We start from the raw sequence: 21,922 nt of genomic DNA, 5'->3' as shown, positions 1-21,922 counted from the left end.
ACGGCAGCTGCGCGGTTGGGCGTCGTATGAGCCAGCTCTTCAGCCCGATCACCCTGCGCGAGGTCACCATCCGGAACCGGGTGTGGGTCTCGCCGATGTGCCAGTACTCCGCCGTCGACGGGGTGCCGAACGACTGGCACCTCGTGCACCTCGGTTCGTTCGCACGCGGCGGGGCCGGGCTGGTGCTCACCGAGGCCACCGCCGTCGTCCCGGAGGGACGCATCTCGCCGGCGGACACGGGGATCTGGAACGACGAGCAGCAGCGGGCCTGGGCGCGGATCGTGGAGTTCGTGCACGGTCAGGGTGCGACGGCCGGCATCCAGCTGGCGCACGCCGGCCGCAAGGCCTCCTCCACGGTGCCGTGGGAGGGGCGCGGCTTCGTGGCCGACGAGGACGGCGGCTGGGAGCCGGTCGGCCCTTCGCCCTCGGCCTTCCCCGGCCTGCGCGACCCGCGGCCGCTCGGGCTCGACGAGCTGCCCGCTGTGGTGACGGCGTTCGGCGACGCCGCCGAGCGCGCCCTCGCCGCGGGCTTCGACGTCCTGGAGATCCACGCCGCGCACGGCTACCTGCTGCACGAGTTCCTGTCGCCGTTGTCGAACCAGCGCGACGACGAGTACGGCGGCACCTTCGACAACCGGGTGCGGCTGCTGCTCGAGGTCGTGGCCGAGGTGCGCCGTCGGGTCGGCGAGGCGGTCCCGGTCGTGGTCCGGATCTCGGCGACCGACTGGGTCGAGGACGGGTGGACGGCCGACGACTCGGTCCGGCTGGCCGCCCTGCTGCGGGAGGCGGGCGTCGACCTCGTCGACGTCTCCACCGGCGGGAACGCCCTCGCGGACATCCCGGTCGAGCCCGGCTACCAGGTGCCCTTCGCCCGCCGCCTCCGCGCGGAGGCGCAGGTCGCCACCGGCGCCGTCGGGCTGGTCACCGAGCCCAAGCAGGCCGAGGAGATCGTCGCGGACGGCTCTGCCGACGTCGTGCTGCTCGCCCGCGCGCTGCTGCGCGACCCGCACTGGGCGCTGCGCGCCGCGCACGAGCTCGGCGTCGAGGTCGGCCGGGGGATCGACTGGCCGGACCAGTACCTCCGCGCCGCCCTCTGAGCCCTCGTGCGGGTGAGAGCGCGCCCCGGCGCACTCACATCCGCACGAGTCAGGCCTGCTCCTCGCGGAGCGCGGTCGCGGCCTCCTCGATGATCTTGCGCATCGCGGTCTCGGCGGTGGCGCTGTCGCCGAGACGCACCGCGCGGGCCACCTCGTCGTGCAGCGCGATGGCCTCCGGGTTGGGGCGCGCCGGCATCATCCCGTGGTGGGTGCGACCGCTGAGCACCTCCTCGACGACCCCGTCGAGGGCCCGGAGCATCTCGTTGCCGCTCGCCTCGAGCAGGGTGCGGTGGAAGATCGTGTCGGCGAGCAGGTAGGCGTCCAGGTCGCCGTCGCGACCGTGCACGACCATGTCCGAGACCGCCGCGGCCAGGATCCGGCACTGGTGGCCGTCGGCCCGCTGCGCGGCCAGCGCCGCCGCGACCGGCTCGATCCCGCGCCGCAGCTCCGAGAGCGAGAGCAGTTGCTCGGTCCGGTCGCCCTCGTCGAGGCGCCACCGGATCACCCGCGGGTCGAAGACGTTCCAGCGGTGCCGCGGCTGGATGGTGATCCCGACCCGTCGTCGCGAAGCCACCAGGCCCATCGACTCCAGCACCCGGATGGCCTCGCGGGCCACGCTGCGGGAGACGGCGTACTCGCCGCAGATGCCGTCCAGCGTGAGCACCTGCCCCACCTCGAGCCGACCAGAGGCGATCCGGGCGCCCAGGGCGCTCAGGACGCTCGCGTGCTGGCCGGCCGGCGGGATCGTCGTCACGACAAACATCATGTCACCCCGGCGTGCGGCGCGTAATGAACGGGCAATTTCGCTGTAGGGGTTGCAAAAGTATGACTAATCGGGTCACCATGTGACGACCAGCACAGCCCCGCTCAGCGCGACGCGTTGAGCCCGAGCCAGGGAGTACGTCGCATGCCGCACCCGCCGCTCCTCGTCGTCATGGGTGTCTCCGGATCGGGCAAGTCCACGGTCGGAGCCGCCCTCGCCCAGCGCCTCGGCGTGCCGTTCGTGGACGCCGACGACCTGCACCCCGCTGCCAACATCGCGAAGATGACGCGCGGCGAGCCGCTCGACGACGACGACCGGCGCCCGTGGCTCGAGACCATCGGCGGCTGGCTGGCCGACCACCCCGAGGGTGGTGTGGTGAGCTGCTCGGCGCTGAAGCGCACGTACCGCGACCAGCTGCGCGACCACGTCGGGACCCTGGAGTTCCTGCACCTGCAGGGCAGCCGCGAGGTGATCGCGCGCCGCCAGGCCAGCCGGCCCGGCCACTTCATGCCCGCCTCGCTGCTCACCTCGCAGTTCGACACCCTCGAGCCCCTCGGACCGGACGAGCGCGGCGTCGTGCTCGACGTCGACCAGAGCGTCGACCGGATCGTCCAGCAGTACGTCGACCGGCAGGCCGCCGGGTCCACCCCCGTGAAGGAGAACTGATGTCCACCCTGACCGCCCTGCTGCCGCTCGCCGGCACCAGCCTGATCGAGCCGGTGGCCGGCGGGGGCCAGCTGATCCTGGCCACCCTGCTCGGCATCGCGCTGATCGTCGTGCTCATCACCGTCGTGAAGGTGCACCCGTTCCTGGCCCTCACCTTCGGCGCGCTCACGGTGGGCGCGGTCGCCGGCCAGAACATCCTCGCCAACGAGGACAAGACCGGCGTGCTGCCGTCCTTCCTCACCGGCTTCGGGACGACCGCGGCCGGCGTCGGCACCCTGATCGCGCTGGGTGCCATGTTCGCCAAGCTGCTCGCCGACTCCGGTGGCGCCGACCAGATCGTCGACACCATCGTCAGCCGGGCGACCCCGCGCACGCTGCCGTGGGCGATGGCCCTGGTCGGCGGCATCATCGGCCTGCCGATGTTCTTCGAGATCGGCCTGGTCATGCTGATGCCGGTGATCTACCTGGTCGCCCGCCGGGCGCAGGTCTCGCTGATCACGGTCGGCATCCCGGCGCTCGCCGGCCTCTCGGCGATGCACGGTTTCGTGCCCCCGCACCCCGGCCCGGTGATCGCGGTCGGCAACCTCGGCGCCAACCTCGGCCTGACGCTGGGCCTCGGCGTGCTCGTGGCCGTCCCGACCGTGATCGTGTCCGGCCCCGTCTTCGGCCGGTTCGCGGGCCGCTGGGTCGACATCCCCGCGCCGGCGACGTACGACACCGCCGCCCAACAGGTCTCCGACGGTCCCGGCGCCACGACCACGCTGCGCCGCCCGACCTTCGCGATGACGCTGTTCAGCGTGCTGCTCCCGGTCGTGCTGATGCTGGGCAAGGCGCTGGCCGACGTGCTGGCCGACGACCCCACGGCCCCGGCCCGGCGCGTCCTCGACCTCGTCGGCGAGCCGTTCTTCGCGCTGCTGATCGGCCTCGTCGTCGCGATGTTCACCCTCGGGCGCGGCTCGGGCATGGACCGCAACCGCATCTCGGCCACGCTGAGCGAGTCGCTGCCGCCGATCGCCGGCATCATCCTCATCGTCGCCGCAGGCGGCGGCTTCAAGCAGGTCCTCGTCGACACCGGCGTGGGCACCCTGCTCGGCGACTGGGCCCGCGACGCGAACATCTCGGTGCTGCTGCTCGCCTGGGTCCTGGCGGTCCTGATCCGCCTCGCCACCGGCTCGGCCACCATCGCCACCATCACGGCGTCCACGCTGGTCGTCCCGCTCGTCGCCGGGCTGCCGTCCGCCGAGGTCTCGCTCGTGGTCCTCGCGATCGGTGCCGGCTCGGTGTTCTTCTCCCACGTCAACGATGCGGGCTTCTGGCTGGTCAAGGAGTACTTCCGGATGGACGTCCCCCAGACCATCAAGACCTGGTCGGCGATGGAGACGGTGCTCTCGGTCAGCGGCCTGGTGTTCGTCCTGCTCCTCAGCCTGGTGGTCTGATCCTCCGACGTCATACGCCCCGGTCGCCCGCGCGACCGGGGCGTACGACGTTCCTGGGCCGGTGAGCACCGAATCCCCTCGCCCCCGGGGCCCTGTCGTTGCCATCCTTGGCCGGTGCTGACCCAGGGACCGGACGAGGGACGACTGCGGGTGCCGGCCGTCCTGCGCGACGAGCCGCAGTACCGGCTGCTGTTCGGCAGCCAGGTGCTCTCGATCCTGGGCGACCGGGTCACGTCGATCGCGCTGCCGTTCGCGGTGCTGGCCACCGGCGGCGGTGTCGCGGACGTCGCGCTGGTCTCCGCGGCCCAGTTCCTCCCGTTCGTCCTCCTCGCGCTGCCCGCGGGGGTCTGGGCGGACCGGCTGGACCGCAAGCGGATCCTGGTCGCCTCCGACCTGGTCCGGATGGCCTGCCAAGTGGTGGCGGCGGCGCTGCTGCTCGGTGGGGGAGCGTCCGTCACGGCGCTGGTCGTGCTGGCCGCGGTCTACGGCGGCGCCGACGCGTTCTTCGCCCCGGCGTTCACCGGCTTGCTGCCCTCCACCGTGAGCCCGGCCACCCTGCAGCCCGCCAACGCGTTGCGGGGGCTGTCCTTCTCGGTGGCGAACGTCGTCGGACCGGTGGTCGCCGGCGTGCTGATCGCGTACGCCGGAGGGCCGGGCGGCGCGCTGCTGTTCGACGCCGCGACGTTCGTCGTGTCGGTCGCGCTGCTGCTGCCCCTGCGGCCCCGGGTGGTCGAGCGGGCCATGCACGAGGAGGACCCGGCCGCCACCACCGACCACTTCTGGACCAGCCTGCGCGAGGGCTGGAGCGAGGTGCGCACCCGGCGCTGGGTCGTCGCGTTCCTGGCCGGGATGAGCGTCTACCACGCGGTGGTGCTGCCCTCGATCTTCGTGATCGGGCCGGTGCTGATGGACCGCGAGCTCGACGGCGCCCGCTCCTGGGCGGTGGTCACCGCGTGCTTCGGGATCGGCTGCGTGCTCGGTGACCTGCTGCTCCTGCGCTGGCGCCCGCGGTTCGCGCTGCGCGTCGCGAGCGTGATGCTGGTCGGCGCCTCCTGCCAGGCCGCCTTCATCGGCAGTGGCCTGGGCACCTGGGGCATCGGCGCGCTCGAGCTGCTCGCGGGTGTCTGTGTCACCGGTGCGTTCACGCTCTGGGAGACCTCGCTGGGCGAGCACGTGCCGGAGCGCTCGCTGTCGCGGGTCTCGAGCTACGACTACCTCTCCACGGCCGGCGTGATCCCGCTCGGCAACCTGCTCGCCGGCCTGGCCAGCGCGGCGTACGGCCTGCACGCGACGCTCGTGGGCATGACGGTGGTCGGTGTGGGCGTGTCCGTGGTGGTCGCGTCGGTGCGGTCCGTGCGGATGCTGCCGCGCGGGGCCCAGCCGGCTCAGGCCGGCTGAGCGAGCACGTCGTCCATCGGCAGCGGCACCAGCTGGTCGTCCGTGGCGAGGTGGACGACGTCGGTCTCGACCTCGGCGGCGCGGGCGGCGGCATAGAGGCTGCGGGCCCAGGCGAGGTCGTCGGGACCGGGGCCGCCGCGCCCGGGGCGGGAGCGCAGGAAGGCGACCCGCTCTCCGCCGCGCATCTCGCCGCGGAAGAAGCCGAGGAACTCCACGAGCGACGCCTCCTGCTCGGGCGTCGGCGGGTCGACGGTCTCCTCGACCTGGGTCAGGTGCGGCAGCGGCGTGTGGTCGGCCTGGATGAACATCACCCACAGGCTGTGCCCGCCGAAGCCGAGCGGCTCCATGAGATGGCGCCAGGCGGTCTCGAGGTCGGCCTGGGTGCGGATGGTGGGCGTGAACGGTGTCTTCTCGGTCATGCGGTCCAGCCTCGCCCGGGGCGGCGATCGGCGCGACCGGTCATCCACAGGCCCCGGGCCGCCTCACAGCACAGACCGGTAGACCCCCACGGTCCGCTCGGCGATGGCGCCCCAGCTGAACGCCTGGATCGCGCGCTGCCGCCCGGCCCGGCCCATCTCCGCCGCGCGCTCCGGGTCGCCGACGACCTCGTTCAGGGCCGCGGCGAAGTCGGCGACGTACTGCTCGGGGTCCAGCGGCGTGCCGGTCCCGTCGGTGGCCTGGTCGATCGGCACCAGCCGGCCGGTCGCCGTGGCGTCGGCGGCGTCGACCACCACCTCCGGGATGCCCCCGGTCGCGGTGGCCACGACCGCCGTCTCGCAGGCCATCGCCTCGAGGTTGACGATGCCGAGGGGCTCGTAGATCGACGGGCAGGCGAACGCCGTGGCCGCGGTGAGCAGCGCGACGACGTCGCGGCGCGGCAGCATCTCCCGGATCCACACCACCCCGTGGCGCGTCTGCGCGAGCCCGTCGACGAGGCCGACCACCTCGGCCTCGATCTCCGGGGTGTCGGGCGCGCCGGCGCACAGCACGATCTGCACCTCGGGCGGCAGCTGCGCGACCGCGCGCAGGAACAGCGGCAGCCCCTTCTGCCGGGTGATCCGGCCGACGAAGACCACCGACGGGCGGTCCGGGTCGACGCCGAGCTCGCGGACCCGGTCGGGGTTCGCGACCGGCCGCCAGTCGTCGGTGTCGATGCCGTTGTGGACCACGTGGACGCGGGCCGGGTCGATCGAGGGGTAGGAGGCGAGCACGTCGTGGCGCATCGCCGAGGACACCGCGATGACGGCCGCCGCGGCTTCGTACGACGTCTTCTCCACCCATGACGAGACGGCGTACCCGCCGCCGAGCTGCTCGGCCTTCCACGGCCGCAGCGGCTCCAGCGAGTGGGCGCTGACGACGTGCGGCACGTCGTAGAGCAGCGAGGAGAGGTGGCCGGCGAAGTTGGCGTACCACGTGTGGGAGTGGACCAGGTCGGTGCCGGCGCAGCCGTCGGCGATCGAGAGGTCGACGCCGAGGGTCTTCAGCGCCCCGTTGGCGCTCGCGAGCTCGGCGTGGTCGGCGTACGACGTGGTGCCCGGCTCGTCACGCGGCGCGCCGAAGGCGTGGACCCGCGTGTCGAGGTCGGGGAGCGCGCGCAGGGCTCGGACGAGCTCGGCGACGTGGACCCCCGCCCCGCCGTAGATCTCGGGTGGGTACTCCTTGCTGAGGACGTCTACGCGCATGTCGCGAAACTACCCCTGCCCGTGGACGCCCGGACAGGGCTAGCGTGCAGGCATGAGCCCGAGCAGCCGCAAGAAGGTCCTGGCCATCGTCCTCGCCGGCGGGGAGGGCAAGCGGCTGATGCCGTTGACGGCGGACCGGGCCAAACCGGCCGTCCCGTTCGGCGGCATCTACCGCCTGATCGACTTCGCCCTCTCCAACGTCGTGAACTCCGGCTACCTGCAGGTGGTCGTGCTGACCCAGTACAAGTCGCACAGCCTGGACCGCCACGTCACCCAGACCTGGCGGATGTCGACGATGCTCGGCAACTACGTCACCCCGGTGCCGGCCCAGCAGCGGCTCGGCAAGCACTGGTACCTCGGCAGCGCCGACGCGATCTACCAGTCGCTGAACCTGGTCCGCGACGAGCGGCCGGACATCATCGTGGTGGTGGGCGCGGACCACGTCTACCGGATGGACTTCTCGCAGATGGTCGACCAGCACGTCTCGAGCGGCGCGGCGTGCACCGTGGCCGCGATCCGCCAGCCGATCGAGATGGCCGACCAGTTCGGCGTCATCGACGTGCAGCCCGACGACCCGTCCCGGATCCGTGAGTTCCTCGAGAAGCCCATGGACCCGGTGGGGCTGCCCGACAGCCCGGGGGAGGTGCTGGCCTCGATGGGCAACTACGTGTTCGACGCCGACGCCCTGGTCGAGGCGGTGACCCGGGACGCCACGATGACCGGCTCGAAGCACGACATGGGTGGCGACATCGTCCCCGCCTTCGTGCGGCGCAACCAGGCGGGCGTCTACGACTTCAAGGACAACGACGTGCCGGGCGCCACCGAGCGCGACCGCGGCTACTGGCGCGACGTGGGGACGATCGGGTCCTACTACGCCGCGCACATGGACCTGGTGTCGCCGCTGCCGGTGTTCAACCTCTACAACTTCGACTGGCCGATCTACACCTCCTACGGCCCGCAGCCGCCGGTCAAGATCACCCCGGGTGAGGACGGCATCGCCTCGCGGACGCTGGAGTCGCTGCTCTCGCCCGGCGCGGTCGTCAGCGGCGGCACGGTCAGCCGGTCGGTGCTCTCCCCGGCTGCCTTCGTCGGCTCGGGCGCGGAGGTCAGCGACTCGGTGCTGATGAACGGCGTCCGCGTCGGTGCCGGCGCGGTGGTCCGCAACGCGATCCTCGACAAGAACGTCGTGGTCGCCCCCGGCGCCAAGATCGGCGTGGACCCCGAGGCCGACCGGGCCCGCGGGTTCGTGCTCGAGGACGGGCTGACCGTGCTCGGCAAGGACCAGGTCTTCGGCGACTGAGCCTTCCGGGGGATAGTCCGGCACGTTTCTGCGTTCGGACGGATAGTCCGGCACGTTTCTGCGCCCGGACGTGACGAAACGTGCCGGACTATCCAGTCAGATCAGGCCCGCGGCGCGCGCGGGTTCGGCGTACGCCGCGGCGAGGCTGTCCACGGTCTCGTGCGCGTTGAGGCCGCTCGGGTTCGGGACGACCCAGAGCTCGGCGCCCGCGAACGGCTCGGGCTGGCGGCCCAGGACGGCCTTCGGCTGCCCGAAGGCGTGGCGGTACGCCGTGATGCCGGCGACCGCGACGACCCGCGGCGCGACCCGGCCGACCAGCTCCTCGAGCCGCCGGCCGCCCTCGCGCAGCTCCTCGCGGCCCAGCTCGTCGGCGCGGGCCGTGGCCCGGTGCACGAGGTTGGTGATGCCGATGCCGCGGGCGCGCAGGCCCTCGCGGTCGGCGTCGGTCATGCCCGCCGAGGGGTCGATCGGGTGCTCGAGGATGCCGGCGCGCAGCAGGGCGGGGTAGAAGCGGTTCACCGGGTGCGCGAAGTGGGTCTGGGTCGCTGCGGTCCACAGCCCCGGGTTGATCCCGACGAACAGCAGCCGGACGTCGGGGCCGAGCAGGTCGGGCACCTCGGTGTCGCGGAACGACTCGAGCTCGGCGCGGGTGAAGCGGGGCACGGCCGCATGCTGCCACGCCCGGCCGCGCGCGGGCGGGGCGGGGAACCCGCGGGGGCGCGGTAGCGTCCCATTCCCATGCGACGAACTCTCGGACCCCTGCTCCTGTCCCTGCTGCTGGCCGCGGGCCTGCTCGCCGGCTGCGGCGACGACGGCGCGGACACCCACGGCACGGCCACCGACGAGGGCTCGCCCTCGGCGAGCGGCAGCCCCTCGGGGTCCGGCAGCCCGATCGGCAACGGCACCGTGGACTTCACCCAGGTCGCGATGATCAGCCAGTCCGGCGCCGGCGGCCGCGCCAGCCAGCGGCCCACGGTGCTCGACGACGAGGCGGCCGTGGCGGCGTTCTCCCGGCAGTTCCGGACCGACGCGGTCGGGAACCGGATCGAGCAGGCGATCGCGAAGGCCGACGTCGCCGACGACCAGACCGTGCTCGGCGCGGTGGTCGCGGTCGGCTGCGACGTGCCGCCGGGAGTGACCGTGCACCGGATGGGAGACGGCCTGTCCGTCACCGCGATGAAGGTGAGGAAGCCGCTGCCCGAGTGCCTGGTCGCGGTCACCACCGTGGCGCTGGTGGCGGTGGACTCCGACGAGGTCTGAGCCCGCTCAGGTCGAGCAGGTCAAGGTGCCACCACGGGGAGGTGGACGACCGTGTGGTCGAGCACGACCGCCCCCGGCGTGCGGCTGCCCATCCCCACGAAGGTGTCGCTGACGGGGCTGGCGAGGATGAACAGCGACTGCCCGGCGGGCACGTCGACCGCCACCGACGGCAGCGCGATCCGGCGCCGCTCCCCGGTCACGGGGGCGGACTCGTCGAGCGGCAGCACGTTGTTCTGGACCAGGTGCGCGTCGGCCGCCGACGTGCCGACCGCGAGGCCGTAGAACGCGCGGTTGTTGACGCCGAGGGCGGTCAGGTCACCGGTGAGGTAGGGCGTACCGGCCACCCGGATCGGTCCGTCGACGATCTTGTACGACAGCGGCACGCCCCCGGTCTCGGGCGTGGCGACCGTGCCGACCTCGTCGTACGCCGTGTTCGCCCGGACCGAGTCGACGGTGGTGCAGGTGCTGGTGGGCGTGGCCAGGTGGTAGCGGCCGTAGCCGCGCAGACCGGTGTCGCGGCCCTTGAGTTGCTCGTCGAAGAAGCGGACCGAGAGCCGCTCGAAGCTGCCGCCGGCCAGCTTCCTGCTGCACGGGTCGGAGGTGACGTCGATGCCGGGCGGGGTGACCGCAGGTAGCACGTGACCGCCGTTGTAGGCGACGAAGATGCTGTGCCGGCGGGCCCGCTTCGTGATCGTGTGCTTCCAGCTCGCCAGCCCCTGCTGCAGCGGGAACAGCGAGTCGGTGGTGCCCTGCCCGAAGAGGACCGGGATGTCGAGGCGGCGGCCGTGGTCGACGTGCCACTTCGGACCGTTCTTGGAGAAGAACGTCTTCATGTCCTCGGTGCCTGGGACCGAGCCGTCCGGCCAGGTGCCGGTGGCGGCGCCCTCGACCAGCGCGGCGTACACGTTCGGCGGGAGCGCGTCGGAGGCGGTGGAGGCCGCGGAGAGCGCGGTGGCCCAGGCGGTGCGGACGACGTCCTCGGGGGCGAGGCTCTGGCTGAGGTCGTACCACGTGATCTCGGGGGCGAGCGCGTCGAAGACCGGCTTGCCCCGCAGCCGCAGCTCCTCGAAGGCGCCGAGGAGCTGGTAGCCGCCGCCGTAGCTGCCGCCGATCGCACCCAGCCTCGGGTCGCCCCGGCCGTCCTGCCGCACCCACCGGATCCGGCTCACCAGCCGGACCAGCTTGCGCACGTCGTGGCCCTCGACGTCGGGGTTCTCGACGTACGCGTGACCGCCGCTCGCGCCGAACCCGCGCTGGTCGAAGGAGAGCACGGCGTACCCCGCGTCGAGGAAGCGGCGGAAGGCCGCGGGGTCGGTCGTGCGCGAGCCGCCCCAGCCGTGGCTGTGCATGATCATCGGGACCGGGTGTCGCCTCGTCGCGCCCGCGGGGCGGAAGAGCGTGAAGCAGATCTGGACCTTCGTGGTGCTGCCCGGGTCGGGCACGCTGGTCAGGCAGTCGTCGGTGACCCTCACCCGGCCCGTCGGTGTCGCGCTGGGCGCGGCCGTGGCGGCCGGGAGCGCGGTCAGGGTGGCGGCGGCGAGTGCGGCGCCGAGGGCGATAGCGATGCGCGACTTCATGGGGACCCCGTTCGCGATGGTGGTGCGTGTTCCAACGACCTTCCCGCCGAGACGTCATGCGAACCGTGGTCCAGACGCCTGGATCCGCACGACGTCCCTGAGGTCGCACTAGGGTGCGGCTCGTGGGACAGCCGTGGAACACCTTCATCGAGGGGGACAACCTCGAGGTGCTCGGGCGCCTGACCGAACCGGTCGACCTCGTCTACATCGACCCGCCGTACAACACCGGCAACGACTTCGCCTACCGCGACGACTTCCGGCACGGCGACGCCCGCAGCACCCGGCACCAGGCGTGGGTGGCGATGATGCGACCGCGGCTCGAGGCCGCCCGGTCGCTGCTGCGCGACGAGGGCGCGATCTTCGTGAGCATCGACGACAACGAGGTCGCCCACCTGCGGCTGCTGATGGACGAGGTCTTCGGCGAGGCCGGCTTCCTGGCCCAGGTCGTGGTGAACCTCAACGCCAAGGGGCGCCAGCTCGGCAAGGGGTTCGCCACCAGCCACGAGTACCTCCTCGTCTACGCCAGGGACCCGCGGCGCTGCGTCCTCGACGCCAGCAGCAGCGACGCCGTCGACGAGCGGGACTTCCCGCTGACCGACGAGCCGACCGGCCGGCGCTACCGCCGCCTGCCGCTGCGCAACACCAACAAGAAGTTCAACCCCCAGACCGCCCGGACCCTGCACTTCACGGTGTGGGGTGACCCGGTCACCGGGCGGGTCTCGACGACGCCTTTCGACGGGGCCCAGGAGATCGGGCCGGTGTTCGGCGACGGTCGGCCAGCGGTCTGGCGCTGGTCGCGCCCCCTCATCGACCAGCGCCCCGACGACCTCGTGTGCCGCACCGTGAAGGGGAAGCACGGGGACCGGGTCGACGTCTTCCAGAAGGACTGGCTGCACAGCGACGCCCCGGGCGGCCGGCGCAAGAAGCTGCGCACGATCTGGCTGGCCGAGGAGATCGGCTCCACCGACACCGCGGTGGCCGAGCTGAAGGAGATCGTCGGCCACGTCTTCGAGTCGCCCAAGCCGACCGGGCTGATCCGCCGGATCCTCGCGACCATGCCCGACGACGTGCACGTGCTCGACTTCTTCGCCGGCAGCGGCACCACCGGCCACGCGGTCGCCCTGCAGAACGCCGAGGACGGCGGCACCCGCCACTGCACCAGCATCAACTCCGCCGAGCCGACCCGGCAGGGCTCCAACGCCCGCAACGCCGGGCTGCTCACGGTCGCCGACATCACCCGGGCCCGGCTGCGTGCGGTCGCCGAGACCGTCGGTGGTGGACTCGAGGAGGACCCGCCACACTGGCGGGCATGACCCCACCCGAGCAGCAGCCCGGCGCCGCGCGCGTCGCCCTCGTCACCGGCGGATCCAGCGGCATCGGCGAGCGGACCGCGGTGCGGCTGCGCCGGGCCGGCTTCGAGGTGTACGCCGTGGCGCGGCGGGTGGACCGGATGGCCGGACTGGAGCGGGAGGGTGTCACGACGTTCGCCATGGACGTCACCGACGACGCCTCGATGGTGGCCGGGGTCGACCGGGTCGTCGCCGAGCAGGGGCGGATCGACGTCCTGGTCAACAACGCCGGGTACGGCTCCTACGGCGCGGTCGAGGACGTGCCGATCGACGAGGCCCGCCGCCAGTTCGAGGTCAACGTGTTCGGCCTCGCCCGGCTCACCCAGCTGGTGACGCCGCACCAGCGCCGCCAGGGGAGCGGGCGGATCATCAACATCTCCTCGATCGGCGGGAAGTTCTACGAGCCGCTGGGCGCGTGGTACCACGCCACGAAGTTCGCGGTCGAGGGCTTCAGCGACAGCCTGCGCATCGAGCTGGCGCCGTTCGGCATCGACGTCGTGCTCATCGAGCCGGGCCCGATCCGCACCGAGTGGAACGAGATCTCCCGAGAGAGCCTCACCGAGACGAGCAGCGGCGGTGCCTACGAGGAGATGGCCGCCCACGTCCGCCGGGTGCTCGAGCGCGCCGACACCAGCAGGCTGATGTCCAGCCCGCCGGAGGTCGTGGCGAAGAAGATCGTCAAGGCCGCCACGGTCCGCAACCCCCGCGCGCGCTACCCCGTCGGCCGCAACGCCGGCACGATCCTGGGCGCGCGCCGGCTGCTGCCGGACGCGGCCTTCGACGCGGTCGTGAAGCGGACGTACCTGCCCTGACTCAGGCGCCGACCGCCTTCTCCAGCGCCGTCACCTCGTCGTCGAGGTGCGTCAGCAGCCGCTGCAGGTGCGGCACGGTGCGCCGGCAGCCGGTCAGGCCGAAGCCCATGTTGCCGTCGTACGACGTGCAGGTGATGTTGAGCGCCATCCCGTTGATGGGGATCGAGAGCGGGTACTGCCCGACCAGCTTCGCGCCGTTCCAGTAGTGGGTGGTCCGCGGCCCGGGCACGTTGCTGATGATCAGGTTGTACGGCGGCCGCACGATGCCCTGCATCTTCAGCAGCGGCGGCAGGATGGCCGGCGCCTGGCCGAGGGCACTCATCGCCAGGATCTGCATCGGGGTCATGCTGGAGAGGGCCCGCTTGCCGTCCACCATCGAGAGGTGGATGGCGGCGAGGCGCTCGGCCGGGTCCGCGAGGTCGGTGCCGAGCTTGCACATCACCGCGCCGACGGCGTTGCCGCCCTCGGTGGAGGCCAGCTGCGACTGCTTGGCGTTCAGCCCGACCGGCACCATCGCCACCAGCGGGGTGTCCGGGAGGGCGCCGAGCTCGAGCAGGTAGGTGCGCACCGCGCCGGCGCACATCGCCAGCACGACGTCGTTCAGCGTGGCGCCGGAGGCCCTGCCGATGGCGCGGAGCCGTTCGATCGGCCAGTCCTGCGCGGCGAAGCGGCGAGAGCCGGTGATGCTGGTGTTGAACATCGTGCGCGGGGCGTAGAGCGACAGCGACGAGGTCTCGTTGCGGACGCTCTTGTTCAGCGTCCGCACCAGGGCGCCGGGCAGGCCGGCGGCCTCCGCGGTGATGCCGAGGGCCGTCCGGAACGCCGCGAGCGGCACCTGGGCCAGGTCGTGGTGCGCTGGTTCCTGGGAGCTCTCCTGGGCGCGGGGGGCGCGGGCCGGCCGGGCCCCCCACGGCGCGGGCATGCCGCGCTTCTCCGGGTCGGTCGTGAGCACGCTCTGGATCAGCCGCATCGCCGAGACGCCGTCGACGAGGGCGTGGTGGGTCTTGGTGTACATCGCCACCCGGCCGTCGCGCAGCCCCTCGATGACGTGCGCCTCCCACAGCGGGCGCTCCCACGCCAGCCGGGTGCCGTGCAGGCGGCCGCAGAGCTCGAGCAGCTCGCGCACCCGGCCGGGCTTCGGCAGCGCGCTGTGACGCACGTGGTGCTCGATGTCGAACTGCGCGTCGTTCTCCCACACCAGCTGGCCGGCCGTCCTCAGCGACCGCTTGGGGTGCTTGATGAAGAGGGGCGAGATCTCCTCGACGTCACGCATCTGCTCGAACATCTCGCGCACGTAGCCGCGCCCGGCACCCTCCGGCTTCTCGAAGAGCTGGAGACCTCCCACGTGCATGGGCTGGCTGCGGTTCTCGGCGAGGAGGAAGGCTGTCGACGTCGGATCGATCGGTGAGACCACGCTTACCCCGTTTCTGGTCGTGGCGTCCGATCCTTGCCGGTGGTGGCGGTCGCCACAAGGGCAGGACGTCGTGACACCGGTGACGTGGCCGGTCCCGGTGCGTGCCGAGCGGCCGGGCGGGTTCCTCCGTACGATGCTGGACATGGCGACCCTCGGACCTGATCGCTCCCGTGGCCTGCTCCGCCGCCTGCTGGTCGTGGCGGGTCTGGTCGTCGGCGCGCTCGGCATGCCTGCCGCGGCCTCGGCGGACAGCTACTCGGCGCCCCTGCGGCGCGCCGTCAGTGACCTGCGCGTCGCGTCGGAGGTCCGCACCGGCTACGACCGGGACCTGTTCCCGCACTGGGTCGACGCCGACGGCGACGGGTGCAGCACCCGCGACGAGGTGCTGATCGCCGAGGCCGACGACCCGGTCACCGTCGGGGACGGCTGCTCGCTCAGCGGCGGCCGGTGGTTCTCCTACTACGACCGGGTGTCGTGGACCGACCCAGGGCGCATCGACATCGACCACATGGTGCCGCTCGCGGAGGCCTGGGACTCGGGGGCGCGTCGCTGGAGGACGAAGACCCGTCAGGCCTACGCCAACGACCTCGGCGACGGACGCACGCTGGTGGGGGTCACCGACAGCGTCAACCAGTCCAAGGGCGACCAGGACCCCGACGAGTGGATGCCCGAGCACGGCACCTGCCGGTACGTGCGCGAATGGGTCGCGGTCAAGCACCGGTGGCGGCTGAGCGTCGACCGCGGCGAGAAGGATGCCCTGGCCTCCCTCGCCGCCGACTGCACGAACACGACGATCACGGTCGAGCTCGCCCGCTGACGGTCCACCTGCCGTCCACAGGCGCGGCGACGGCCCTGCTCGTCCACAGGTCCGTCCGCGACCTCAGGGCCCGGTCCCCGCGCGCTCCTAGCGTCCTGCGTACGCCGGAACTCGCCGGCGTCTGACCTGCAGGAGCAGCACATGAAGAACCTCATCGCCGTCGGGGCCGTCGTCGTCGCCCTCGTCACCGGAGGAGGGGCCGCCTGGGCCGCCGTCGGGGACCCGCCCGGGCCCGGCACGATCGTCGACGTCAGCGGCGACGCCGACAACGGCTTCACCGTCGAGCACTACGACGGCAGCACCGACTACCCGCCGACCCTCTCCGAGGCCCGGGCCGAGTGCGAGGAGTACCGCCACCACGTCTCCGTCGTCCGCTGCCGGACGCAGGTCCGGGTCTGGTACCGCAGCATGGGCCGGCTCAAGCGCGCGCTCGACTACGCCCACGCCCAGTAGGGCGAGCCCGCGCGAGGCCGCCCGCGTGGCAGGATCTCCGCCATGGAGGCCGGACCACTCGACCGCTTGTGGAGTCGTGGTCGCACCTCCCTGCGGGCACGCGTCCGACGGTGGGAGTCCAAGCGCTGGCAGATAGCGCAGTGCTCCCTCGCGGCGGGCGCGGCGTGGCTGGTCGCCTCGGACCTGCTGCACCACGACACGCCGTTCTTCGCGCCGATCGCCGCGGTGGTCAGCCTCGGCACCTCCTACGGCCAGCGGCTGCGCAGGGTGGTGGAGGTGACCATCGGCGTGGCCGTCGGGGTCTTCCTCGCCGACCTGCTGGTCGCCTGGCTGGGGCAGGGGTGGTGGCAGCTGTCGCTGATCGTCGCGCTGGCGATGTCGACGGCGTTCCTGCTCGACGGGGGCCAGCTGTTCGTCACCCAGGCGGCCGTCCAGTCGATCGTGGTCGCCACCCTGATCCCCGACCCCGGGGCCGCGCTGACCCGGTGGACCGACGCGCTGGTGGGTGGCGCCGTGGCGCTGGTCGCGGCCACCGTGGTCCCGGCCGCGCCACTGCGCCGACCCCGGGAGCAGGCCGCCGTGGTGATGCGCAAGATCGCGGCGCTGCTGCGGGCGGCGGGCGAGGTCATGGTGGACGGCGAGGTCGAGCGGGCGCTCGCGCTGCTCGCCGACGCACGCTCGACCGACCACCTGATCCGGGAGCTGCAGGACGCCGCCGACGAGGGGCTCTCGGTGGTGGCGTCCTCGCCGTTCCGGGTCCGGCACAAGGGCAACCTGCGCCGGATGGTGGAGCTGGTCGACCCGCTGGACCGGGCGCTGCGCAGCACCCGGGTGCTGGTGCGCCAGACGGCGGTGGCCGCTTACCACCGGCGCCCGGTGCCCGGCTCCTACTCGCTGCTGGCCCTGGACCTGGCCGATGCCGCCGACGTGGTCGCCGCCGAGCTCAGTGCGGACCAGATGGCGGTCGGGGCCCGCCCGGCGCTGCTCGCGGTCGGCAACGCGACGGGGCAGGTCGAGCGCACCGACCAGCTGACCGCCGAGGTGGTGCTGGCCCAGATCCGCTCCGTGGTCGTCGACCTGCTGATGCTCACCGGTCTCGACCAGCTGGAGTCCACCGACGCCCTGCCCCCGCCACCGCGATGACCGGGACCGGGGCCGGGGGCCCGACTGTCCGGCGGTGGGTGCTGCACGTCGACCTCGACCAGTTCATCGCCGCGGTCGAGGTGCTGCGCCGGCCCGAGCTCGCCGGCCTGCCGGTGGTCGTGGGTGGTCGTGGTGACCCGACCGAGCGGGGCGTGGTCGCGACGGCGTCGTACGAAGCGCGTGAGCACGGGGTGGGGTCGGGGATGCCGCTGCGGCTGGCCCAGCGCAAGTGCCCGGACGCCGTGTTCCTGCCCGCGGACCACGCGGCGTACGACGCCGCCTCCCACGAGGTCATGGAGACGCTGCGGTCCCTGACCTGGCGAGGAGCGCCGCTGGTCGTGGAGGTGCTCGGCTGGGACGAGGCGTTCGTGGCGGCCGGGGAGGGGGAGGGGGGTGGGTCCCCCGACCAGGGCGACCCCCACGAGCTGGCCGACCTGATCCGGGCCCGCGTCCTCGAGGCGACCGGGCTGCACTGCTCGGTGGGGATCGGCGACAACAAGCTGCGCGCCAAGATCGCCACCGACTTCGGCAAGCCCCGCGGGGTGGGCCGGCTGACGGCCGACACCTGGTTCGAGGTGATGGGGGACCGGCCGACCGACGCGCTGTGGGGCATCGGTCGCAAGACCGCCAAGAAGCTGGCCGCCCTCGGGATCGACACCGTCGCCCAGCTCGCGGCCTCGGACGCGCGGGTGCTCGCGGCGGAGCTCGGCCCGACGATGGGGCCGTGGTACCACCGGCTCGGCCGCGGCGAGGACTCCAGCCCGGTCGACGCCACCCCGTGGGTGCCGCGGGCGCATGGTCGTGAGGAGACCTACCAGGTCGACCTGGAGGACTGGGAGCAGATCGCGGCCGAGGTGCGCGGCCTCACCCGGCGGGTGGTCGCCGACATCGACCGCGAGGGCCGGCCGGCGGCCCGGGTGGGGATCAAGGTCCGGTTCCGCCCGTTCACCACCCTCACCCGCAGCCTCACCCTGCCGGAGCCGACCAACGACCCCGACGTGCTCGCCGACGCGGCGGTCTCGCTGCTGGACCGGGTCGACCACGACCGCGCCGTGCGCCTGCTCGGGGTCCGGCTGGAGATGACGGAGGCGGGCACGTGATCGGCGACCGGTGGGGAGTGACCGAGGAGGAGGTCGCCCGTGTCTACCCGTGCGACGGGTTCGTGGCCGCGCCGACGCTGCAGGCCTGGCGGGGCGTCACCGTGCACGCGGCCCCGGCCGCGGTGTGGGACTGGGTCGTCCAGATCCGGTGGGCGCCGTACTCCTACGACTGGATCGACAACCTTGGGCGCCGCTCGCCACGCCGTCTGGTCGACGGGCCGGCACCCGCGCCCGGTGACCGGTTCACCACCACCGCGGGCCGTCCGGCGGGTCGCCTGCTGGAGGTCGAGCCCGGCGTGCACTACACCGGTCGCATCCTGGGTGCGGTGATGTCCTACGTGCTCGTCCCCGTCGACGACCACACCACCAGGCTGCTGCTCAAGGTGGTCATGGGCTCCCACCGCTGGCTGGCTCCCGCCGTCTCGGCGGGCGACCTCGTGATGGCGCGTCGCCAGCTGCTCACGCTCAAGCGGCTCGCCGAGCGGCACCCGGGTTGACCCGAGGCCGGCTAGGCGACGTCAGCCGCCGTCCCGGCCGAGGCCGTCGCGCAGCTCGCGGACGACCGAGTCGACGACAGCCACCAGGTCGCCCCCGGTCCGCTCGGCGACCGCGCGCTGCCGCTGGTACGACGCACCGCGCTGCGGGATGTCGGCCACCCCGGCCAGCTCGGCGGAGCAGCCCAGCCGGTCGGCCACCGGCTCCAGGCGCACCAGCAGGTCGGCGAGGTCTTCGGTGACCAGCCGCTCGTCCGACGCGGCGTCGAGGACGACGATGGCGTCCAGGCCGTAGCGGGCCGCCCGCCACTTGTTCTCCTGCACGTGCCACGGCGGCATCGTGGGCAGCTGCTCGCCGGCAGCCGCACGGGTGTCGAGGTCCACCACCAGGCAGTGCATGAGCGCCACCAGGGCGGCCAGGTCGTCGAAGTCGGAGATGCCGTCGCAGACGCGGTTCTCCAGGGTGCCCAGGTGGCTGGCCGGGCGCACGTCCCACCGGATCTCGGAGAGCTCCTCGATCACCCCGGTGACCAGCTGGTCGGAGGCGAACGCCTCGAACTCCGACCACCGCTCGAACTGGAACGGCAGGCCGGCCGTGGGCAGCTGCTGGAACATCAGCGCCCGGTTGGAGGCGTAGCCGGTGTCGACCCCGGCCCAGATCGGCGAGGAGGCGGAGAGGGCCAGCAGGTGCGGGTAGTGGTTCAGCAGCGAGGAGAGCACCGGCATCACCCGCTCCTTGTCCGGCAGGCCGACGTGGACGTGGACGCCCCAGATCAGCATCTGGCGACCCCACCACTGCGTGCGGTTGATCAGCTCCTCGTAGCGGTGCCCCTCGGTGAGCTGCTGGCGGGTCCACGACGCGAACGGGTGGGTGCCCCCGCCGTACAGGTCGACCCCGAGCCGGTCGGCCACCGGCACCACCGTCTCGAGGGTGCGGCGCAGGTCGGTCATCGCCTGACCCACCGTGCCGCAGACACCGGTCACGATCTCGACGGTGTTGCGCAGCAGCTCCTTGTGCAGCCGTCCCTCGTCGGCCAGCCGGGGCCCCGCAGCGGCGAACAGGTCGGCGGCGGTGTTGCTCAGGTCACGGCTGGACCTGTCGACGAGAGCCAGCTCCCACTCGACACCGATCGTCGGCTCGGGGGAGCCCCGGAAGTCGATGCGCACCCGGACAGCGAAGCACATCTGCGCCCTGCCAGCATTGTCCCCATGCTGGAGGCTCGTGCACTGAACCTGACGCTGGACTTCTGCCTCAGGGTCGGCGAGATGCTCCTCTCCTCCGGAGCGGGGGCCGCCGACGTCACCGCGACCATGCGGGCGCTGGCCTGGCACCTCGACGTCCGGCACCCCGACATCGACGTCACCTTCACCTCGCTGTCGATGACCTACCAGCCCAGTCCCGAGGACCCGCCGCTCATCCAGATCCGGCAGGTCAAGCAGCGCGACATCGACTACGAGGACCTGACCCTGGTCGACCACCTGGTCCGCGACGTGCTGTCGGACCGGGTCGACCTGATGGAGGCCCGCGCCACGCTGGCCCGGATCGTCTCCTCGGGCCACGCCACCCCGCGCTGGGTGGTCACGCTCGGCTGGGGCGTGATGTGCGCCGGCGTCGGCCTGCAGCTCGGGGGCACGGCGACGGTCGTGGCGATCGCGTTCGCCGCCGCGGTGTGCATCGACCGGTCGCAGCTGCTGATGTCGCGACGCCGGCTGCCGTTCTTCTACCAGCAGGTCGCCGGCGGTGGCATCGCGACGATCCTGGCCGCCCTCGCGGCCGCCACCGGGCTGGTCGACGACCCTTCGCTGGTCGTCACCGCGAACATCGTCATGCTGCTGGCCGGGATCGGGTTCATGGGTGCGCTGCAGGACGCGCTCTCCGGCTTCTACGTCACCGGCGGGGCCCGGCTCACCGAAGCGCTGCTGGCGACCTCCGGCATCATTGCCGGCGTCAGCGGCGGCCTGACCCTGGCCGGCCTGTTCGGGGTGGAGATCGGCCGACTCGACCCCGGCGCCGGCGGCAGCGTCAAGGCGGTCTCGATGATGGCGCTGGGTGGCGCGATCTGTGCCGGGGCGTTCGCGTTCTCCTCCTACGCGCCGCGTCGCATCATCGTGCCGATCGCCGGCATCGCCGCACTCGCCATGGTCATCTCCCAGACCCTCGCCCTGCAGGACGCCGGGCGGACGTGGCCGACCGCCCTGGCGGCGTTCTTCATCGGTCTGGTCAGCTACACCGTCGCGGGGCGGCTGCGGGTGCCGCCGCTGGTCGTCGTGGTGTCGGCGGTGGTGCCGCTGCTCCCCGGTCTCTCGATCTACCGGGGGCTCTCGCTGCTGGCCGAGGGCGACAGCTCCACCTCGACCTCCGAGGGGCTGCTCGCGATGGTGACCGCGGCCTCGGTCGCGACCGCGCTCGCCTCCGGCGTGATCCTGGGGGAGTACGTCGCCCAGCCGCTCAAGCGCGAGGCCCAGAAGCTGGAGAGCCGGCTCGCCGGCCCCCGCCTGGTCGGCCCGCTCAAGGTGCGGACCAGCCGCAAGGCGCGCCGGGAGGCCCGCCGGGACGCCCAGGGCGCGACCGGAGCCCTGGTCGAGGACTGAGGGTCCACCAGGGCGGCGTCACCGGGACGCGAGCACCGCGAGCCACGCCGCGCTGCTGCCGTCGTACGGCGCGTGCCCGGCCGAGACCGCGGCCTGGACCCGGTCGCAGGACCGCATCGCGAGCCGGGCGATCTCCTCGGGGTAGCCGAACCGGACCCGGTGCTCGGCGAACTCGTCCTCGTCGTCGACCCACACCCGGCCGGTGGTCCCGCGCACCACGTCGAGGTCGAGGTCGACCGCGCGCAGCACCGGCCCGTCCCACGCCGGCGGCGTGGTCATGTCGACGTAGACCTGGACCGGTCCGCCGACCGCGTGGAAGGTCGCCAGCCAGCCGCGCTCGTGGTCGGGACCGGGCGCGGGCACCAGGCCGACCTGGTCGACGGGCGCGACGTAGTCGGCACCCGGCCGCGACATGTGGGTGCCGCCGGGGATGCCGACCCAGTCACCGTGCTCGTCCGAGCCGAGCAGCACGGCGTCGAACTCCCAGTGCGGGCGGTCGCCCCACTTGGTCATCACCATCCGGACGGCGGCACCCGGGGCCGGGCGGTCAACAGGCGTCACACGCCGGT

At 72.9% G+C, this 21,922-nt stretch carries 22 protein-coding genes; 14 read left to right on the top strand and 8 right to left on the bottom strand.

The annotated features are described in order from the left end of the window. Positions 1-26 precede the first annotated feature (26 nt). Complete coding sequence (locus tag ACZ43H_RS15570; RefSeq protein ID WP_464584314.1) at positions 27-1,097, top strand: NADH:flavin oxidoreductase/NADH oxidase; 1,071 nt, start codon at positions 27-29, stop codon at positions 1,095-1,097. Positions 1,098-1,146: 49 nt separating this feature from the next. Here the strand turns inward: ACZ43H_RS15570 and ACZ43H_RS15565 are convergent, their stop codons facing one another. Next, positions 1,147-1,851: a FadR/GntR family transcriptional regulator gene (locus ACZ43H_RS15565; RefSeq protein ID WP_464584312.1), complete on the bottom strand. Its 705-nt coding sequence runs from the start codon at positions 1,849-1,851 to the stop codon at positions 1,147-1,149. Between the two features lie 153 nt (positions 1,852-2,004). Here ACZ43H_RS15565 and ACZ43H_RS15560 point away from each other — a divergent pair, with 153 nt between their 5' ends. From ACZ43H_RS15560 to ACZ43H_RS15550, 3 genes are all read left to right on the top strand, one after another. Beyond that, positions 2,005-2,526 carry a gluconokinase gene (locus ACZ43H_RS15560; RefSeq protein WP_464584310.1) on the top strand — a complete coding sequence of 174 codons (522 nt, stop codon included), beginning with the start codon at positions 2,005-2,007 and terminating at the stop codon, positions 2,524-2,526. Beyond that, positions 2,526-3,962 carry a GntP family permease gene (locus tag ACZ43H_RS15555; RefSeq protein ID WP_464584308.1) on the top strand — a complete coding sequence of 479 codons (1,437 nt, stop codon included), beginning with the start codon at positions 2,526-2,528 and terminating at the stop codon, positions 3,960-3,962. The genes ACZ43H_RS15560 and ACZ43H_RS15555 overlap by 1 nt, the downstream gene beginning before the upstream one ends. Positions 3,963-4,076: 114 nt before the next feature. Then, positions 4,077-5,360, top strand: a complete 1,284-nt coding sequence (locus tag ACZ43H_RS15550; RefSeq protein ID WP_464584306.1) for an MFS transporter — start codon at positions 4,077-4,079, stop codon at positions 5,358-5,360. On the opposite strand, the gene ACZ43H_RS15545 is transcribed toward ACZ43H_RS15550, so the two are convergent. Both ACZ43H_RS15545 and glgA read right to left on the bottom strand, forming a co-directional pair. Continuing rightward, positions 5,348-5,779: a hypothetical protein gene (locus ACZ43H_RS15545; protein WP_464584304.1), complete on the bottom strand. Its 432-nt coding sequence runs from the start codon at positions 5,777-5,779 to the stop codon at positions 5,348-5,350. The genes ACZ43H_RS15550 and ACZ43H_RS15545 overlap by 13 nt on opposite strands. A 63-nt stretch (positions 5,780-5,842) precedes the next feature. Then, positions 5,843-7,042, bottom strand: a complete 1,200-nt coding sequence (gene glgA / locus ACZ43H_RS15540; RefSeq protein ID WP_464584302.1) for a glycogen synthase — start codon at positions 7,040-7,042, stop codon at positions 5,843-5,845. A gap of 52 nt (positions 7,043-7,094) precedes the next feature. Here glgA and glgC point away from each other — a divergent pair, with 52 nt between their 5' ends. Further along, positions 7,095-8,342 carry a glucose-1-phosphate adenylyltransferase gene (glgC, locus tag ACZ43H_RS15535; RefSeq protein WP_464584300.1) on the top strand — a complete coding sequence of 416 codons (1,248 nt, stop codon included), beginning with the start codon at positions 7,095-7,097 and terminating at the stop codon, positions 8,340-8,342. 96 nt (positions 8,343-8,438) lie between these two features. On the opposite strand, the gene ACZ43H_RS15530 is transcribed toward glgC, so the two are convergent. Next, positions 8,439-9,005, bottom strand: a complete 567-nt coding sequence (locus tag ACZ43H_RS15530) for a mismatch-specific DNA-glycosylase (RefSeq protein WP_464584298.1) — start codon at positions 9,003-9,005, stop codon at positions 8,439-8,441. A 75-nt stretch (positions 9,006-9,080) separates the two neighbouring features. Between ACZ43H_RS15530 and ACZ43H_RS15525 the strand changes: the two genes are divergently transcribed. Continuing rightward, complete coding sequence (locus tag ACZ43H_RS15525) at positions 9,081-9,602, top strand: hypothetical protein (RefSeq protein WP_464584296.1); 522 nt, start codon at positions 9,081-9,083, stop codon at positions 9,600-9,602. Positions 9,603-9,622: 20 nt separating this feature from the next. Here ACZ43H_RS15525 and ACZ43H_RS15520 read toward each other — a convergent pair whose 3' ends face one another. Continuing rightward, complete coding sequence (locus ACZ43H_RS15520) at positions 9,623-11,179, bottom strand: alpha/beta fold hydrolase (RefSeq protein ID WP_464584295.1); 1,557 nt, start codon at positions 11,177-11,179, stop codon at positions 9,623-9,625. Between the two features lie 122 nt (positions 11,180-11,301). Between ACZ43H_RS15520 and ACZ43H_RS15515 the strand changes: the two genes are divergently transcribed. Continuing rightward, positions 11,302-12,492: a site-specific DNA-methyltransferase gene (locus ACZ43H_RS15515; protein ID WP_464584293.1), complete on the top strand. Its 1,191-nt coding sequence runs from the start codon at positions 11,302-11,304 to the stop codon at positions 12,490-12,492. Beyond that, positions 12,489-13,340 (top strand): oxidoreductase, encoded by an 852-nt coding sequence (locus ACZ43H_RS15510; protein ID WP_464584292.1) that lies wholly within the window; start codon positions 12,489-12,491, stop codon positions 13,338-13,340. Before ACZ43H_RS15515 ends, ACZ43H_RS15510 begins: the two co-directional genes overlap by 4 nt. Before the next feature lies 1 nt (position 13,341). Here the strand turns inward: ACZ43H_RS15510 and ACZ43H_RS15505 are convergent, their stop codons facing one another. Next, a complete protein-coding gene (locus tag ACZ43H_RS15505) occupies positions 13,342-14,754 on the bottom strand; it encodes a WS/DGAT/MGAT family O-acyltransferase (protein WP_464584290.1) in 1,413 nt (470 codons plus the stop codon). Between the two features lie 142 nt (positions 14,755-14,896). Between ACZ43H_RS15505 and ACZ43H_RS15500 the strand changes: the two genes are divergently transcribed. The 5 genes from ACZ43H_RS15500 to ACZ43H_RS15480 all read left to right on the top strand — a co-directional run bounded on the left by ACZ43H_RS15500 (position 14,897) and on the right by ACZ43H_RS15480 (position 18,764). Further along, a complete protein-coding gene (locus tag ACZ43H_RS15500) occupies positions 14,897-15,571 on the top strand; it encodes an HNH endonuclease family protein (RefSeq protein WP_464584288.1) in 675 nt (224 codons plus the stop codon). A 141-nt stretch (positions 15,572-15,712) separates the two neighbouring features. Continuing rightward, on the top strand, positions 15,713-16,024 hold the full coding sequence (locus ACZ43H_RS15495) for a hypothetical protein (RefSeq protein ID WP_464584287.1): 312 nt from the start codon (positions 15,713-15,715) through the stop codon (positions 16,022-16,024). Positions 16,025-16,066: 42 nt separating this feature from the next. Then, the gene (locus ACZ43H_RS15490; RefSeq protein ID WP_464584285.1) at positions 16,067-17,167 is read left to right on the top strand and encodes an FUSC family protein; all 1,101 of its coding nucleotides are present in this window, start codon (positions 16,067-16,069) and stop codon (positions 17,165-17,167) included. A 38-nt stretch (positions 17,168-17,205) separates the two neighbouring features. Then, on the top strand, positions 17,206-18,267 hold the full coding sequence (locus ACZ43H_RS15485; protein ID WP_464584283.1) for a DNA polymerase IV: 1,062 nt from the start codon (positions 17,206-17,208) through the stop codon (positions 18,265-18,267). Beyond that, complete coding sequence (locus ACZ43H_RS15480; protein WP_464584281.1) at positions 18,264-18,764, top strand: SRPBCC family protein; 501 nt, start codon at positions 18,264-18,266, stop codon at positions 18,762-18,764. The genes ACZ43H_RS15485 and ACZ43H_RS15480 overlap by 4 nt, the downstream gene beginning before the upstream one ends. Before the next feature lie 21 nt (positions 18,765-18,785). On the opposite strand, the gene ACZ43H_RS15475 is transcribed toward ACZ43H_RS15480, so the two are convergent. After that, positions 18,786-19,928, bottom strand: a complete 1,143-nt coding sequence (locus tag ACZ43H_RS15475) for a glutamate--cysteine ligase (protein WP_464584279.1) — start codon at positions 19,926-19,928, stop codon at positions 18,786-18,788. 42 nt (positions 19,929-19,970) lie between these two features. Here ACZ43H_RS15475 and ACZ43H_RS15470 point away from each other — a divergent pair, with 42 nt between their 5' ends. Further along, positions 19,971-21,353 carry a threonine/serine exporter family protein gene (locus ACZ43H_RS15470; RefSeq protein WP_464584277.1) on the top strand — a complete coding sequence of 461 codons (1,383 nt, stop codon included), beginning with the start codon at positions 19,971-19,973 and terminating at the stop codon, positions 21,351-21,353. 18 nt (positions 21,354-21,371) lie between these two features. On the opposite strand, the gene ACZ43H_RS15465 is transcribed toward ACZ43H_RS15470, so the two are convergent. Further along, on the bottom strand, positions 21,372-21,914 hold the full coding sequence (locus ACZ43H_RS15465; protein WP_464584275.1) for a DUF402 domain-containing protein: 543 nt from the start codon (positions 21,912-21,914) through the stop codon (positions 21,372-21,374). Positions 21,915-21,922: the final 8 nt, after the last annotated feature.

The organism is Nocardioides sp. DN36, assembly GCF_055380375.1.
This window is presented reverse-complemented; position numbering and strand designations above follow the sequence as displayed.

Excerpts from the sequence above, each read along its gene's own strand:
- ACZ43H_RS15570 (WP_464584314.1), top strand. The coding sequence starts at position 27 with ATGAGCCAGCTCTTCAGCCCGATCACCCTGCGCGAGGTCACCATCCGG.
- ACZ43H_RS15560 (WP_464584310.1), top strand. The coding sequence starts at position 2,005 with ATGCCGCACCCGCCGCTCCTCGTCGTCATGGGTGTCTCCGGATCGGGC.
- ACZ43H_RS15555 (WP_464584308.1), top strand. The coding sequence starts at position 2,526 with ATGTCCACCCTGACCGCCCTGCTGCCGCTCGCCGGCACCAGCCTGATC.
- ACZ43H_RS15545 (WP_464584304.1), bottom strand. The coding sequence starts at position 5,779 with ATGACCGAGAAGACACCGTTCACGCCCACCATCCGCACCCAGGCCGAC.
- glgA (WP_464584302.1), bottom strand. The coding sequence starts at position 7,042 with ATGCGCGTAGACGTCCTCAGCAAGGAGTACCCACCCGAGATCTACGGC.
- glgC (WP_464584300.1), top strand. The coding sequence starts at position 7,095 with ATGAGCCCGAGCAGCCGCAAGAAGGTCCTGGCCATCGTCCTCGCCGGC.
- ACZ43H_RS15525 (WP_464584296.1), top strand. The coding sequence starts at position 9,081 with ATGCGACGAACTCTCGGACCCCTGCTCCTGTCCCTGCTGCTGGCCGCG.
- ACZ43H_RS15520 (WP_464584295.1), bottom strand. The coding sequence starts at position 11,179 with ATGAAGTCGCGCATCGCTATCGCCCTCGGCGCCGCACTCGCCGCCGCC.
- ACZ43H_RS15510 (WP_464584292.1), top strand. The coding sequence starts at position 12,489 with ATGACCCCACCCGAGCAGCAGCCCGGCGCCGCGCGCGTCGCCCTCGTC.
- ACZ43H_RS15500 (WP_464584288.1), top strand. The coding sequence starts at position 14,897 with ATGGCGACCCTCGGACCTGATCGCTCCCGTGGCCTGCTCCGCCGCCTG.
- ACZ43H_RS15495 (WP_464584287.1), top strand. The coding sequence starts at position 15,713 with ATGAAGAACCTCATCGCCGTCGGGGCCGTCGTCGTCGCCCTCGTCACC.
- ACZ43H_RS15490 (WP_464584285.1), top strand. The coding sequence starts at position 16,067 with ATGGAGGCCGGACCACTCGACCGCTTGTGGAGTCGTGGTCGCACCTCC.
- ACZ43H_RS15470 (WP_464584277.1), top strand. The coding sequence starts at position 19,971 with ATGCTGGAGGCTCGTGCACTGAACCTGACGCTGGACTTCTGCCTCAGG.